This window comes from Burkholderia sp. AU18528 (genome assembly GCF_002223215.2).
Lineage (GTDB): Bacteria > Pseudomonadota > Gammaproteobacteria > Burkholderiales > Burkholderiaceae > Burkholderia > Burkholderia semiarida.
In genome coordinates, this window is the sequence record NZ_NKFC02000009.1 from 606,085 (window position 1) to 619,261 (window position 13,177).

The window sequence follows — 13,177 nt, forward strand, 5'->3', positions numbered from 1 at the left end:
GCAGCCCCACCCTCACCCCACGATTCCCGGAGACACCCCATGAATGCCCTTGCTGGCAAAGTCGCGCTCGTCACCGGCGGCGCCACGCTGATCGGCGCCGCGGTCGCGCAGGACCTGAGCCGCGCCGGTGCGAGCGTCGCGATCCTCGATCTCGATGCGGACAACGGCGCACGCGTTGCCGCATCGCTCGGCGAACGGGCGCTGTTCCTCGCGCTCGACATCACCGACGACCGCGCGATCGAGCGTGCGATCGCGACGATCGTCGAACGGTTCGGCGCGATCGACGTGCTCGTCAACCTCGCGTGCAGCTACGTCGACAACGGCATCCACGCGACCCGCAACGACTGGCTCGCGGCGATGGACGTCAACGTCGTGTCGGCGGCGATGCTCGCGAAGGCCGTGCATCCGCACATGGCCCGGCGCGGCGGCGGCGCGATCGTCAACTTCAGCTCGATCTCCGCGCAGTGCGCGCAGACCGGCCGCTGGCTGTATCCGACCTCCAAGGCCGCGATCCGACAGCTCACGCGCAGCATGGCGATGGATCTCGCGCCCGATCGCATTCGCGTCAACTCGGTGTCGCCGGGCTGGACCTGGTCGCGCGTGATGGACGAGCTGACGCACGGCGACCGCGCGAAGACCGATCGCGTCGCCGCGCCGTTCCACCTGCTCGGCCGCGTCGGCGATCCGTCGGAAGTCGCGCAGGTCGTCACGTTCCTGTGCAGCGACGCCGCGAGCTTCGTGACGGGCGCCGACTACGCGGTGGACGGCGGCTATGCCGCGATGGGCCCCGAACAGGCGGTACCGGCGATTCCGCGGCTCGCGGAATGACCGCTTCGCGCCGCCCCTTCACGCAATCATTCCGGCCGCCACACGGCCAACCAAGGACACTCCCATGAGACGCATCGCTATCGTCGGCGCCGGCCAGTCCGGCCTGCAACTTGCCTTCGCCCTGCTCGACCAGGGTTACCACGTCACGCTCGCGACCAACCGCGACGCGGAGCAGATCCGCTCGGGCAAGGTCATGTCGAGCCAGTGCATGTTCCACACGTCGCTGCAGATCGAGCGCGATCTCGGCCTGAATACGTGGGAGGAAGCGTGCCCGTCCGTCGAAGGCATCGGCATCGCGGTGCCGCACCCGGACGGCAACGGCCGCAAGGTGATCGACTGGTCGTCGCGGCTGACCCGCTACGCGCAGTCGGTCGACCAGCGCGTGAAGATGGCCGACTGGCTCGACGGCGTCCGCCGCCGCGGCGCGGACGTGCGGATCGGCGACATCGGCGTGCCCGAACTCGAGGAACTCGCGCGCAGCCACGACCTCGTGCTGCTCGCGGCGGGCAAGGGCGACATCGTCAACCTGCTCGGCCGCGACGATGCGCGCAGCCCGTTCGACCGCCCCCAGCGCGCGCTGGCGCTCACCTACGTGAAAGGGATGACGCCGAGCGAGCCGTATTCGCGCGTGCGCTTCAACCTGCTGCCGGGCATCGGCGAGTACTTCGTGTTTCCCGCGCTGACCACCACCGGCCCGTGCGAAATCATGGTGTTCGAAGGCATCCCGGGCGGCCCGCTCGACTGCTGGGCCGACGTGAAGACGCCCGAGCAGCATCTGGACCGGAGCCTGTCGTTCCTGCAGCAGTACGTACCGTGGGAATTCGAGCGCTGCCGCGACGTCGAGCTTACCGATCCGAACGGCACGCTGGCCGGGCGCTTCGCGCCGACGGTACGCATGCCGTTCTTCCGGCTGCCGTCGGGCCGCACCGTGTTCGGGATGGCCGACGCGGTGGTGGTCAACGATCCGATCACCGGCCAGGGCTCGAACAACGCCGCGAAATGCGCGAACGCGTATTTCGCGGCGATCGTCGCGCGCGATGCCGCGCCGTTCGGCGAAGACTGGATGCAGCAGACGTTCGAAAGCTACTGGGCCTATGCGCAGCATGTCGTGCGCTGGACCAACTCGCTGCTCACCCCGCCGCCGCCGCACATCCTCGAACTGCTCGGCGCGGCCGGCCAGTCGCCGTCGCTTGCCAAGGTGATCGTCGACGGCTTCGACGATCCGCGCCGGTTCTCGCCGTGGTGGTTCGAGCCGTCGGCATGCGCGGCGCTGATCCGGCAACACAGCGTGCGAGCGGAGTAACCGTCATGGAAACGACCGTTACCGACCGTCCGGCCCTCGACCCGATGCAGTTGCGCGCCGCGTTCGGACAGTTCCCGACCGGCGTCACCGTGATCACCACGTGCGCGGCCGACGGGCGCAAGGTGGGGCTCACCGCGAATTCGTTCTCGTCGCTGTCGCTCGATCCGCCGCTCGTGCTGTGGAGCCTGCGCAAGGTCGCGCCGAGCCGCCCGGATTTCGTCGCGGCGACCCATTTCGCGATCAACATCCTCGCGCACGACCAGATCGACCTGTCGCGCCGCTTCGCGACGCCCAGCGCCGACAAGTTCGACGGCGTGCCGCACGCGGAGTCGGAAAGCGGCGGCGTGCCCTGCCTCGACGGCGCGAGCGCGCGCTTCGTGTGCCGCAACGTCGGCCACTACGAAGGCGGCGATCATTTGCTCTTCATCGGCGAGATCGAGCAATTCGACGCGTTCGGCAAGGCGCCGCTCGTGTTCCATGCCGGCCAGTATCGCGCGATCGCCGATCACCCCGATCTTTCGCGCGCGTTTTGATTAGTACATACAAATAATATCCAGGAGGTGGTGAACATGAAATTCGGCTCTCGCCTGCTCGTCGCCGCGGGCTTCGCGCTCGTCGGTCTCGCCGGCCACGCGCCGGCCCTTGCGGCCGACCTGCCGGCCGTCAACCTCGGCATGACGAGTTTCCTCGACGGCATGCCGCCGGCCGGCGCCGGCTGGTACGGCACGCAATACCTGCAGTACTACACGGCCGGCCGCGTCAACGACAATGCGGGCAACAAGGTCGGGTTGCCGAAGCAGGACATCGACCTGTTCGCGGGCTTGAGCCAGCTCGTCTATCAGTCGCCGCTGACGTTCGCCGGCATGCATCCGGGCCTCGACGTGATCCTGCCGTGGATCGCGTCCGCGCGGACCGACGACGGCATCGGCAACGTCGCGCTGAATGCGCGCGCCGGCTTCGGCGATCTGCTGATCGGCCCGTTCGTCCAGTTCGACCCGGTGATGGGCGCGCAGGGCCCGCGCTTCGCGCAGCGCGTCGAATTCCAGTTCATCGTGCCGACCGGCGCGTACGATCCGTCGCGCGCGATCAATCCGGGCAGCCATTTCTGGTCGTTCGATCCGTACTGGGCGGCGACGCTGTGGCTCACGCCGAAATGGACCGTATCGTGGCGGCTGCACTATCTGTGGAACGCGACCAACCATCGGCCGGCCACGGCACTCGGGCCCGACGTGACGTCGACGCAGGCCGGCCAGGCGATCCACGTGAACTTCGCGACCGAGTACGAAGTGCGGCCCGGCCTGCGGCTGGGCCTCAACGGCTACTGGTTGCGCCAGACCACCGACATGAAGGCCAACGGGCACGAGGTGCCGGGCACGCGGGAAGCGGTATTCGCGATCGGGCCGGGGGCGATGGTCAGCTTCTCGCCGCACGATCACCTGCTGTTCAACGCGTACTTCGAGACGTATGCGCGCAACCGGCCCCAGGGGACGCGGATGGTACTGCGCTACGTGCATCATTTTCAGTGACGCACCGCGCGCCGGCCGCCCCGATCCGGCGCACGCCGTGTCAAACGGTTAGCAGTAGGGGGCAGCCGTGAAGGCGGTGGACTACGGCTTGTTCCATGATCGACCATGGGTCCAGGATGCATTGTCGCCGCTATGGTCGATCTGTCTCGCGGCGCCGCCTGGGGAGGGAGCCTCCATGAAGCCTGTCGCGGTGCCGGCCGCCGATTGGACCGGAGGCCGGCACACGTAGCCTGTATCGATGCGAACGCAGCCGCATCCGTGCATCGCTCATTGCGCGATGCCGACGAACGTGGGCAGCAGCACGCGATACACGTGAATCATCGCCGGGCCGAGCAGCACCACCATCAGCGCGGGGAAAATGCAGAAGATCAGCGGGAACAGCAGCTTCAGCGCGATCTTCGCCGCGCGTTCCTCCGCGCGCATCCGGCGCCGCGTGCGGAGCATGTCCGACAGCACGCGCAGCGATTCGCTGATGCTCGTGCCGAACCGGTCGGCCTGGATCAGCATCGCGCAGAACGATTCGATGTCCTCCACGCCGGTGCGCAGCGCGAGATTGCGCAGCGCCGTTTCCTTCGTGAAGCCGGAGCGCATCTCGAGCAGCAGCAGATCGAGTTCGCTCGCGACCACCTCGCTGCGAAACCGCAGTTCCTCGCTCACCTTCATCAGCGCCGCGTCGAGCCCGAGCCCCGCTTCGACGCACACCGTCAGCAGGTCGAGCGCGTCCGGGAAATCCTCGAAGATCTTCTGCTGGCGCACCTTGACCCGCTGCGACAGCACGACGTTCGGGATGTAGTAGCCGATGCCGGCGAGCGCGACGAGGATCAGCGACAGCAGCGCGCGCTCGTCGCCGAGCGACGTCGTGATCAGCACCAGCAGCGCCGCGCACGGCAGGCCGAGCGCGAGCACCGTCTTCGCGGTGAAATACAATGCGGCCGCGCTCTGGTTGCGCCAGCCGGCATTCATCAGCCGGATGCGCAGCGGCGAACTCTCCCAGCCTTCCTTCGGCACCGACAGCTTCGAGATCGGTGTGGACAGCTCGACCAGCTTCGCGACCCAGCGCGACGCCATGTCGTCGCCGTCGCCCGGGCCGGCGACGGCGCCCGCCCCGGCTCCGCCGGCCTGCTCGATCCGGCGCTGGATGCTGCGCGGCGCGAACAGCAGCATCGCGACGAGCACGCCGCCGGCCACGAAGATGAACAAGCCGCCCAGCATCACGGCCTGGACCACGCTCAGGTTTTGCATGACAACCTCGCAACGGTTCGTTATTCGGCGCGCGCGTCAGACGCGAATGCGCACGATTCGGCGGATCCAGAACAGGCCGAACAGCATCGACACCAGCATCGTGCCGACCATCCGGATGCCCGCGGGATCCTCCCAGAGCACGGACAGGAATTCGCGGTTCAGCAGCGCCATCACCGCCGCGGTGCCGAACGGCAAGAGCCCGAGAATCCACGCCGACAGCCGCCCTTCCGCCGACAGCACGCGCACCTTGTCGAACAGCTTGAAGCGCTCGCGGATCAGCCCGGCGATGCTGTCGAGCAGCTCGGCCAGGTTGCCGCCCGTCTCGCGCTGGATCAGCACCGCGATCACGAAGTAGCGCAGGTCCTGCACCGGCACGCGCGTCGCGAGGTTCATCAGCGCGTCGTGCAGCGACACGCCGTAGTTGACCTCGTCGAACGTGACGCGGAACTCGCCGCCCATCGGCTCGGAAAACTCGTCGCCGACCATCCCGAGCGTGCTCGTGAACGAATGACCGGAGCGCAGCGCGCGCGCGATCATGTCGCAGATGTCCGGCAACTGCCGCTCGAGCTTGCGCATCCGTCGCGCGCGGCAGCGCAGCACGTACGCCATCGGCATCCAGCCGGCGACGAGCGCGATCGGCACCGCGGCCAGTTGCGGCAAGCGCGCGAAACTCGCCGCGAACCACGCGAACGCCGCGAACGTCGCGCTGAGCGCGATCAGCTTCGGCAGCGTCCAGTCGAGGCCCGACTGCTGGATCACGAGATCGAGCGCGTGCACGCGCGGCATGCGCAGCAGCAGCCGGTCGAACGATTTCGACTCGTCGAGCATCCGCTTCTTCAGGATCGACAGCCGCTCCTGCTGGACGTTGCCGCCGGCCGACATCGCGCGAATGCGCGATTCGATCCGGCGCGCGGCGGTGCCGTGCCGCGCGTTCCACCATTGATAGATGCCTTCGATCGACAGCACGACCGCGACGAAGGTAAGAATCACAAAACCGTAAAAGATCGCATTCATGAGGCCTCCCCGGCAGCACACGGCGCCTGTCGTCAGTCCGTTTCGTAACGCACGGACGGGTCGTACAGCGAATCCGGCAGGTTGATGCCGAACGCCTGCAGTCGCTCGACGAACTTCGGCCGCACGCCGGTCGCGCAGAAGTGGCCGCGCACCGAGCCGTCGCGGTCCACGCCCGTGCGCTTGAACGTGAAGATCTCCTGCATGTTGATGATGTCGCCTTCCATCCCGGTCAGCTCCTGGATGCTGACGATCTTGCGCTTGCCGTCGGTCAGCCGCGCCGCCTGCACGACCACCGAGATCGCCGACGCGATCTGCTGACGCATCGTCTTCGGCGGCAGCGTCAGGCCCGACACGCTGACCATGTTCTCGAGCCGCGTCAGCGCGTCGCGCGGCGTGTTCGCGTGGATCGTCGCGAGCGAGCCTTCGTGGCCCGTGTTCATCGCGTTGAGCATGTCGAGCGCTTCGGCGCCGCGCACTTCGCCGAGGATGATCCGGTCCGGGCGCATCCGCAGCGCGTTGCGCACCAGCGTGCGCTGCGTGATCTCGCCCTTGCCCTCGATGTTCGGCGGACGCGTTTCGAGCCGCAGCACGTGCGGCTGCTGCAGTTGCAGCTCAGCCGCGTCCTCGATCGTCACGATCCGCTCGTTGCGCGGAATGAAGCCGGACAGGATGTTGAGCAGCGTCGTCTTGCCGCTGCCCGTGCCGCCCGACACCAGCACGTTCACCTTCGCGCGCGACAGCGCGTCGAGCAGCTCGGCCATCGGCGGCGTCAGGCTGTGGAAGCGCACCAGGTCGTCCATCTTCAACGGGTTGACCGCGAAACGCCGGATCGACATCAGCGGCCCGTCGATCGCGGACGGCGGGATGATCGCGTTCACGCGCGAGCCGTCCGGCAGCCGCGCATCGACCATCGGGCTCGATTCGTCGATGCGGCGCCCCACGCGCGACACGATCTTCTCGATCACCTTCATCAGGTGCGCGTCGTCGTAGAACGTCACGTCGGTCAGTTCGAGCTGCCCGCACCGCTCGACGTAGACCTGCCGATAGGTGTTCACGAGGATGTCGGAGATGCCGGGGTCGCGCAGCAGCGCCTCGAGCGGGCCGAAGCCGAACATCTCGTCGTACACGTCGATCGCGAGCTGGCGCCGCTCGATGTCGTTCGCCGGCATCCGCTCCTCGTCGAGGATGCGCGCGATCAGCGAGCCGATCTCCATGCGGACCTGATCCTGATGCAGCCGCGACAGGCGCTCGAGCTCCACGCGCTCGAGCACGGCCAGGTGAATTTCGCGGCGCAGCTTCTGGTATGCGTCGCGCACCGACGAATGCGCCGGGCCGGCCGGCTCGCTGCCCGCCGCCAGCGGCTGGGCCCGGTGCAACGACATCTGTTCGCGCAATGACATGATGGTTCCCCGAAAGAATTACATCGACTTGAGCTTCGGCGTGGCCTTGCGACCGAACAGCCGGGACATCAACGGTTCGCTGTGCGTCGCGCCGCGTCCCGCGCGCACTCCGCCGTCGACGAGTTGCTTCGCGCAGCCCTGCAACGCACGCGCGACCGCCGAGCCGCGCGCGAGCCGCGACACCGGATGGCCCTGGTTGATCGCTTCGAGCACGGTGTCGGCGTCGTCGGGAATCGTGCAGGCCGCGTGCAGGCCGAGCACTTCCTCGAGCGCGGTGCGGGTGCGCTCGCTCGCTCGCGTCGTGCGGTTCACGATCAGCCGCATCTGGTCGGTCGAGTAGCCGAGCGACACGAGAATCTCCAGCAGCCGGCGGCCGGCGCGCACGTGCGGCATCGCGGGCTGCAGCACGATCTGGATCTGGTCGCTGCGATCGAGCGCGACCATCGACAGCGGGTTGATGGCGACGCCGACGTCGAAGATCACGAAGTCGTAGCGCGGCGCGGCGACGCCGAGTATCCATTCGAGCGCGTCCTCGCGCATCTCGGCGGCCTTGACCGGGTCGCCCGCGCCCGCGAGCACGTGGAAGTTGTCCGTCACGTGCGCGACGCTCGCGTCGAGAAACGCGCTGTCGAGCCGCTCGATCTGCGCGCACAGCTGCGGCAGCGTCGACGGCGGGGCTTCGTCGCTGACGAGGAACGCCGCGTCGGCGAACTGCTGGTTCAGGTCGATCAGCAGCACGCGGCGCTTGAAGCCCTCGGCGATCTCGAACGCGACGTTGCCGGCCGCGAAGCTCGTGCCGGCCCCGCCCTTGCACGACAGGAACGACACGATGCGCGTGTCGTCGGTATCGCGCGGCGTGCTTTGCGCGGCCGCCCGGCCGAGTGCGTTGCCGAGCGCCTGCGGATCGAGCGGCCACTGCAGCACGTCGCGCGCGCCCGCCCGCATCGCATCGAGCAGCACGTGCGGCGAAGCGTCGGCCGTCACGAGGATGCAGGTCAGGCCCGCATGCGCGCGGCAGATGCGCTCGATCGCCGACAGCTCGGACGGCTCGAGCGACGTGCCGTCGATCAGCAGGATGTCGAACGCGTCGAGCCCGTCGGTGCGATGTTCGATCTGCGACGGACGGCCGGTGGCGCGCGTCGTGCGATAGCGTCCGCAGTCGGCCACGAGACGCGCGATCTGCGAAAGCCGCGCGGTATCGTCGGAAGCTACGAGGATGTTGATCATGTCGTGTGCCTCGTCTTTTCGATTAGTTGCAGGCGGAGCCGCCCGTCGCGGAATTCAGGCTTTCGCGCGGCAGCGTCGTCGTGAACGGCGGCATTTTCACCGTGACGTTCATGAACGGGATCATGGTCTTGACGGTGACGTTCGTGACGCTCACCGTCACGAACGAGCACGTGTTGATGTCGCAGCTCGCCGGCGTGTAGTTCACCGACACGTTCGCGTTCGACAGCAGCGGCAGCAGCGACCGCACGCGCTTCACGACGCCCGCGGCGTTCACGTCGCACACCACCGCGGTGCGCGCGCCGAGGCGCACGGCCTCGCTCGCGGTATTCCAGTAGAACAGCACGCGGCCGAACTCGAAGATGCCGATCAGCAGCATGATCAGCACCGACGCGATCAGCGCGAATTCGACGATCGCGACGCCGCGCTGCGCGCGCCGGCGTGACAGCGGGAAATGGCGCGCATTCATGACACCTGCCTCATCACGGTGACGATGTTGCCGAAGGTGATCGACGGCAGCCCCGGGAACGCGGGGATCGGCTGGTACTGGTAGCCCGAGATCTTCACTTCGACGACGTTGATCGCGCCCGTGGCCGTGCCGCTTGGCGCGTTGTTGTTCGAATCGTAGGTGGGCAGGTTCGCGAACTGCGACGGGTCCGACGCATCGCTGCAGCCGGTCGTGCGCTGTGCGTCGCAGATCGTGACCATCGACGTCGTGAGCCCGGGCACGAGCTCGGTGCCCGACGTGCCGCACGTCGTGCTGCCGTAGACGACGAGGCACTGCGCCTGCGACACCGGATACGCGCTGTCGGTCGGCAGCCAGACCGACAGGTAGCGTGCCGCATCGCGCGTGGCCTTGGTCAGCGTCTCGTACTGGTAGATCGCGCGGCCGAATTCGGCCACGCCCGTCGCGAGCATGATCATCGGCATCAGCACGAGCGCGAACTCGACGGCGACGACGCCGCGGGTGCGCGAACGACGAATCGGCGGCTTCTTCATGATCGTCTCTCCGCTATTGAACGAGCATCGGCACCTGCGTGCCCGATGCACTGCCGCTACCGGGCAAGCCGTGCGTCGCGCACGGGTTGTTGCCCGACACCGACGAGCCGAGGTATTCGAGGTGCGCGACGACGGCGCCGCTGCCGGCGCTGAACGGGAGCGGATCGAGCATCAACACGCAATCCCATTGCGTGACGTGCACCTTGCCGCTGGTGCCCTTCAGCGCCGAACAGTCGCCTTCCGGCGCGAGCGCGAGGCGGCGGTCGCTGCCGTAGGTCGCGTAGTTGCTCGCCGTCGCCGTGCCGTTGGTGGCGATGCCGCTGCCCGACGGTGGCGCGCCGTCGCCCTGGTACGGCTTGAAGCTCGCGCGGTCGGCCACGAACTGCGTGTATGCATCACCCTTGATGCCCGGCGTTCCCGGCGGCCCGTAGTTCGGGCCGACATACGCGTAGCCGGTGAAGTCGGGCTGGCCGCTCGAGCCGTTCGCGCCGTTCGTGTAGATGCCGAAGCGCGTATTCCATGCACGCTGCGACGCCGCCTTCATGCCCGTGGTGGCCAGATCGGGCGGGCTTGTGATGTTGCAGGTATTGCCCGACAGTTCGCTCGCGAGCGTCGTCTCGTTCGCCGAGCCGTCGAGCGCCGCCCAGCCGAAGTTGCCGGGCCCGTACGTCGACGACGACCCCGACGGCGACGAAATCCAGTCGCCGACCTTGTAGGCCGGGTCGGACGGGCCGCGGCACACGAACACCGGAATCGCGCAGGTCGTCTGCCCGCCGCCGACGGTCGCGATCGCGCTCGCCGACACTTCCGCCGCATTCGCGAGCTTCGTGCCCGGCAGCACGTTCAGCACCTCGATGAACCAGTGCGCGATGTTGCTCAGCGTCGCGGTGCACTGCACGTACTTGATGCTCGCCGGGTTCGTGACCGCGTTCTTGGTCAGGAACGGGTTGGTCAGCGAATCGCTGAACGTGACGTTCGCGTTCGTCGACATCTGCACCGACTTCTTCTGGAAAAACACGAAATTCAGATGGCCGGCGGCGATGCCGTCGGCTTCGGCCACCGACAGGCTGATCGCCGAGGTCAGGTCGCGCGCAGCCGACAGCGCGCAGGCATCGGCGCTGTTCTGCAGTTCGCTGCGCGTGACGTACAGCTTGCCGAGATCCAGCGCGAGCCCGACGAACCCGATCATCACCGCCAGCGAAAGGCCGACGATGATCGCGACGGCACCGCGCTGGCGATGCGGGCTGCGACGCGTGAGTTTCGGATAGCGGGCTGCGCGGTTCATGGCGTTCTCCCTGAGCGTGGTGTCGTTACTGCGTGGCCTTGCCGATGCCGATCACGAATGCGTTGGCGGGCGGCACGGCCTGCTTGAACGACTTGTCGTAGTTGTCGAGCGCGGCCGCGGCGGCGTTGCCGTCGACTCCCGATGCCGACGAAGGATGTTCGCCGGCATGCGGATCGATGATCTGGGCGTGCATCACGGTGCGGACGGAGTCGCCGAAGCGGCTGTCCCACACCGGCGTCGACGACATGCAGCCGGCAAGCGCGAACGCGAGCGGGACGGCGAGCGCCGCGCGGCGCACGAATACGAGGTAGGCGGATTTCATGAGCTTCCCCTTGGATGGCTTCAACGATCGGTGGACTGCGGTTCCGCGCCGGCGCGCGCAATCTGCGCGTTGGGCGCCGCGGCGATCCGGTGCTTCGCGCGCCCCGCCGGCTGGGCTGGCGTATCGGGGCCGGCTGCCGCGAGGCGCGCGGCGGCGGCTTCGATGCGCGCGACACGCGCCGCGGTGGCCGCATCGGGCTGCGGCGCGGCGGCCGCGACCGGCGCCGCTTTCGGCGGCTCGGCCGGCGCCGGCGGCTGCACGGCGGCTTGCGGCGCGCGCGGCGCGGGCAGCGCGGCCGGCGCGACCGGGGCTTCCGATTTCGGCGCCGGAGCGGGTGCGGGCCCCTGGGCCGGTGTCTGCGGCGCGGCGGCGGCATCGTTCGCGGGCTGCATCGGCTGGGCGCCTGCCTTGCGCACGCCGCGGCGGCCTTCCATGTTGCCGGTCGCATACACGTCGATTTCGTTCGGCTTCGAGAAGCTGTCGGTCGGCAGCGCGACGTCGGCGGTCTGCAGCGGCTTCACCAGGTGCGGCGTGATCAGGAAGATCAGCTCGGTGCGGTCCTGCTGGAACGACGTGCTGCGAAACAGCGCGCCGAGCACCGGCACTTCGCCGACGCCGGGGATCGCCTTCAGCGCGCCGGTCGCGTTGTCCTTGATCAGCCCGCCGATCGCGAACGATTCGCCGTCGCTCATCTGCACCGTCGTCGATGCGCGCCGCGTCGTGATCAGCGGCAGGATCGACGTGCCGCCGATGTTGGTCGCGCTCAGCGTGACGCCCGTCTGCGACAGCTCCGACACTTCCGGCGCGACCTTCAGGCTGATCCGGCCGTTGGCCAGCACCGTCGGCGTGAACTTCAGCGCGACGCCGAATTCCTCTTCCTGCAGCGTGATCGACGACGTGCCGTTGCCGCTGCTCTGCGGGATCGGGATGAAGATCTTGCCGCCCGCGAGGAACGTCGCTTCCTGGCCGCTGATCGTCACGAGGTTCGGCTCCGCGAGGATCTTGACGAGGTTGTCGGTGTTCTGCGCGTCGGCCGCGATGCTGAACGGCTTGTTGTTCGCCTTGTTGAAGATGGCGCCGCTCGCGACACCGGCGAGCAGGTTGCTGACCAGCGCGCCGCTCCACGAACCGAACCCGCCCTGGATGTTGAACGCGCTGCCCATCTGGTTGATCAGCGTCTTCGACACCTCGGCCACCTTCACCTCGAGCATCACCTGCTGCGGCGACGTGACGTTCAGCATGTTGAGCACGCCGCCGCCCTGCTTGCCGCCGCCCGCTGCATCGCCCGCGCTGTCGCCGTATGCGTGGGCGATCTGCACCGCCTGCTGCGCGGCCTGCGAGCTCGACACGGTGCCGGCGAGCACGATCGTGCCGGCCGCCGTCGACACGTGAATGTCGCGCTCGTTCGGCATCAGTTGCAGCAGCGACGCCTGCAGGCCGCCTGCGTCCGCGCCGACCGCGACGTCGATCACGCGGCACGCACCGCTCCTGCCCTGCACGATCATGTTGGTCGTGCCGACCGCGAGCCCGAGGATGTACAGCGTCTGCGGCGACACCATCGTCGCCTGCGCGACGGCCGGATTGCCGATCGTCCGGTTGCGGACCGGCTCCGGCATCGGCACCAGCAGCGACTTGCCGAGCGGCACCGCGACGCTGGTCGATTCGCGCACGGCGCCGACGCAGTTCGGCCCGCGCAGCGGCCCCGCCGATGCGGCGGGCGCGGCGGCCGGCGCCGGCGACATGCTGATCGTCATCTGCATCGGCCCCTTGCCGACCGCGGCCGGCGCGCTGGCGCCGCCCTTGGTCAGCACCGCCGATTCGATGCCTTCCTGGGCGAGTGCGCCATATACGGTCAGCCATCCCGAACAGAGGATCGCGGCCATCATCGTGCCCCGTGCGACGCGTGTGCGCAGTGGGCCGGTACCTGTGCGTTGCGGTTTGATCTTCATTTCGTCTGATCCCCCGAGAGACCGGCGCCGTGCCGGTTATCGACTTCCAAGGCCGTCGCGCGTTGCCGGCGGCCGGTTTGTTTAT

General features: G+C 68.3%; 13 protein-coding genes. 4 read left to right on the top strand and 9 right to left on the bottom strand.

The window, feature by feature from the left end:
* Positions 1–39 precede the first annotated feature (39 nt).
* The 4 genes from CFB52_RS33325 to CFB52_RS33340 all read left to right on the top strand — a co-directional run bounded on the left by CFB52_RS33325 (position 40) and on the right by CFB52_RS33340 (position 3,657).
* Entirely contained in the window at positions 40–828 is a 789-nt protein-coding gene (locus tag CFB52_RS33325; protein ID WP_059577664.1) for an SDR family oxidoreductase, read from the top strand.
* Between the two features lie 64 nt (positions 829–892).
* Positions 893–2,131: a styrene monooxygenase/indole monooxygenase family protein gene (locus tag CFB52_RS33330; RefSeq protein ID WP_059577663.1), complete on the top strand. Its 1,239-nt coding sequence runs from the start codon at positions 893–895 to the stop codon at positions 2,129–2,131.
* A gap of 5 nt (positions 2,132–2,136) precedes the next feature.
* The gene (locus CFB52_RS33335; protein ID WP_059577660.1) at positions 2,137–2,664 is read left to right on the top strand and encodes a flavin reductase family protein; all 528 of its coding nucleotides are present in this window, start codon (positions 2,137–2,139) and stop codon (positions 2,662–2,664) included.
* Between the two features lie 36 nt (positions 2,665–2,700).
* Positions 2,701–3,657, top strand: coding sequence for a transporter (locus CFB52_RS33340; RefSeq protein ID WP_059578017.1), 957 nt, complete (start codon positions 2,701–2,703; stop codon positions 3,655–3,657).
* A 267-nt stretch (positions 3,658–3,924) separates the two neighbouring features.
* Here CFB52_RS33340 and CFB52_RS33345 read toward each other — a convergent pair whose 3' ends face one another.
* From CFB52_RS33345 to CFB52_RS33385, 9 genes are read right to left on the bottom strand one after another with little or no spacing between them, the layout of a single operon-like run.
* Positions 3,925–4,899, bottom strand: a complete 975-nt coding sequence (locus CFB52_RS33345) for a type II secretion system F family protein (protein WP_060313788.1) — start codon at positions 4,897–4,899, stop codon at positions 3,925–3,927.
* A 36-nt stretch (positions 4,900–4,935) separates the two neighbouring features.
* Positions 4,936–5,913: a type II secretion system F family protein gene (locus CFB52_RS33350; RefSeq protein WP_099318543.1), complete on the bottom strand. Its 978-nt coding sequence runs from the start codon at positions 5,911–5,913 to the stop codon at positions 4,936–4,938.
* 32 nt (positions 5,914–5,945) lie between these two features.
* Entirely contained in the window at positions 5,946–7,313 is a 1,368-nt protein-coding gene (locus CFB52_RS33355) for a CpaF family protein (RefSeq protein WP_059577652.1), read from the bottom strand.
* A gap of 18 nt (positions 7,314–7,331) precedes the next feature.
* Positions 7,332–8,540 (bottom strand): AAA family ATPase, encoded by a 1,209-nt coding sequence (locus tag CFB52_RS33360; RefSeq protein ID WP_060010530.1) that lies wholly within the window; start codon positions 8,538–8,540, stop codon positions 7,332–7,334.
* A gap of 22 nt (positions 8,541–8,562) precedes the next feature.
* Positions 8,563–9,006, bottom strand: a complete 444-nt coding sequence (locus tag CFB52_RS33365; protein ID WP_060010532.1) for a TadE/TadG family type IV pilus assembly protein — start codon at positions 9,004–9,006, stop codon at positions 8,563–8,565.
* Positions 9,003–9,536, bottom strand: a complete 534-nt coding sequence (locus CFB52_RS33370) for a TadE/TadG family type IV pilus assembly protein (protein ID WP_060010534.1) — start codon at positions 9,534–9,536, stop codon at positions 9,003–9,005. The genes CFB52_RS33365 and CFB52_RS33370 overlap by 4 nt, the downstream gene beginning before the upstream one ends.
* A gap of 13 nt (positions 9,537–9,549) precedes the next feature.
* Positions 9,550–10,821, bottom strand: a complete 1,272-nt coding sequence (locus tag CFB52_RS33375) for a pilus assembly protein TadG-related protein (protein WP_060010537.1) — start codon at positions 10,819–10,821, stop codon at positions 9,550–9,552.
* A gap of 25 nt (positions 10,822–10,846) precedes the next feature.
* Positions 10,847–11,143: a hypothetical protein gene (locus tag CFB52_RS33380; protein WP_059577636.1), complete on the bottom strand. Its 297-nt coding sequence runs from the start codon at positions 11,141–11,143 to the stop codon at positions 10,847–10,849.
* A gap of 20 nt (positions 11,144–11,163) precedes the next feature.
* Complete coding sequence (locus CFB52_RS33385; protein WP_059577633.1) at positions 11,164–13,092, bottom strand: type II and III secretion system protein family protein; 1,929 nt, start codon at positions 13,090–13,092, stop codon at positions 11,164–11,166.
* Positions 13,093–13,177 lie beyond the last annotated feature (85 nt).

What these genes read in the sequence shown, in the direction of transcription:
- CFB52_RS33340 (WP_059578017.1), top strand. Translation starts at nt 2,701, where the DNA reads ATGAAATTCGGCTCTCGCCTGCTCGTCGCCGCGGGCTTCGCGCTCGTC.
- CFB52_RS33335 (WP_059577660.1), top strand. Translation starts at nt 2,137, where the DNA reads ATGGAAACGACCGTTACCGACCGTCCGGCCCTCGACCCGATGCAGTTG.
- CFB52_RS33385 (WP_059577633.1), bottom strand. Translation starts at nt 13,092, where the DNA reads ATGAAGATCAAACCGCAACGCACAGGTACCGGCCCACTGCGCACACGC.
- CFB52_RS33360 (WP_060010530.1), bottom strand. Translation starts at nt 8,540, where the DNA reads ATGATCAACATCCTCGTAGCTTCCGACGATACCGCGCGGCTTTCGCAG.
- CFB52_RS33325 (WP_059577664.1), top strand. Translation starts at nt 40, where the DNA reads ATGAATGCCCTTGCTGGCAAAGTCGCGCTCGTCACCGGCGGCGCCACG.
- CFB52_RS33365 (WP_060010532.1), bottom strand. Translation starts at nt 9,006, where the DNA reads ATGAATGCGCGCCATTTCCCGCTGTCACGCCGGCGCGCGCAGCGCGGC.
- CFB52_RS33330 (WP_059577663.1), top strand. Translation starts at nt 893, where the DNA reads ATGAGACGCATCGCTATCGTCGGCGCCGGCCAGTCCGGCCTGCAACTT.
- CFB52_RS33375 (WP_060010537.1), bottom strand. Translation starts at nt 10,821, where the DNA reads ATGAACCGCGCAGCCCGCTATCCGAAACTCACGCGTCGCAGCCCGCAT.
- CFB52_RS33345 (WP_060313788.1), bottom strand. Translation starts at nt 4,899, where the DNA reads ATGCAAAACCTGAGCGTGGTCCAGGCCGTGATGCTGGGCGGCTTGTTC.
- CFB52_RS33380 (WP_059577636.1), bottom strand. Translation starts at nt 11,143, where the DNA reads ATGAAATCCGCCTACCTCGTATTCGTGCGCCGCGCGGCGCTCGCCGTC.
- CFB52_RS33355 (WP_059577652.1), bottom strand. Translation starts at nt 7,313, where the DNA reads ATGTCATTGCGCGAACAGATGTCGTTGCACCGGGCCCAGCCGCTGGCG.
- CFB52_RS33370 (WP_060010534.1), bottom strand. Translation starts at nt 9,536, where the DNA reads ATGAAGAAGCCGCCGATTCGTCGTTCGCGCACCCGCGGCGTCGTCGCC.
- CFB52_RS33350 (WP_099318543.1), bottom strand. Translation starts at nt 5,913, where the DNA reads ATGAATGCGATCTTTTACGGTTTTGTGATTCTTACCTTCGTCGCGGTC.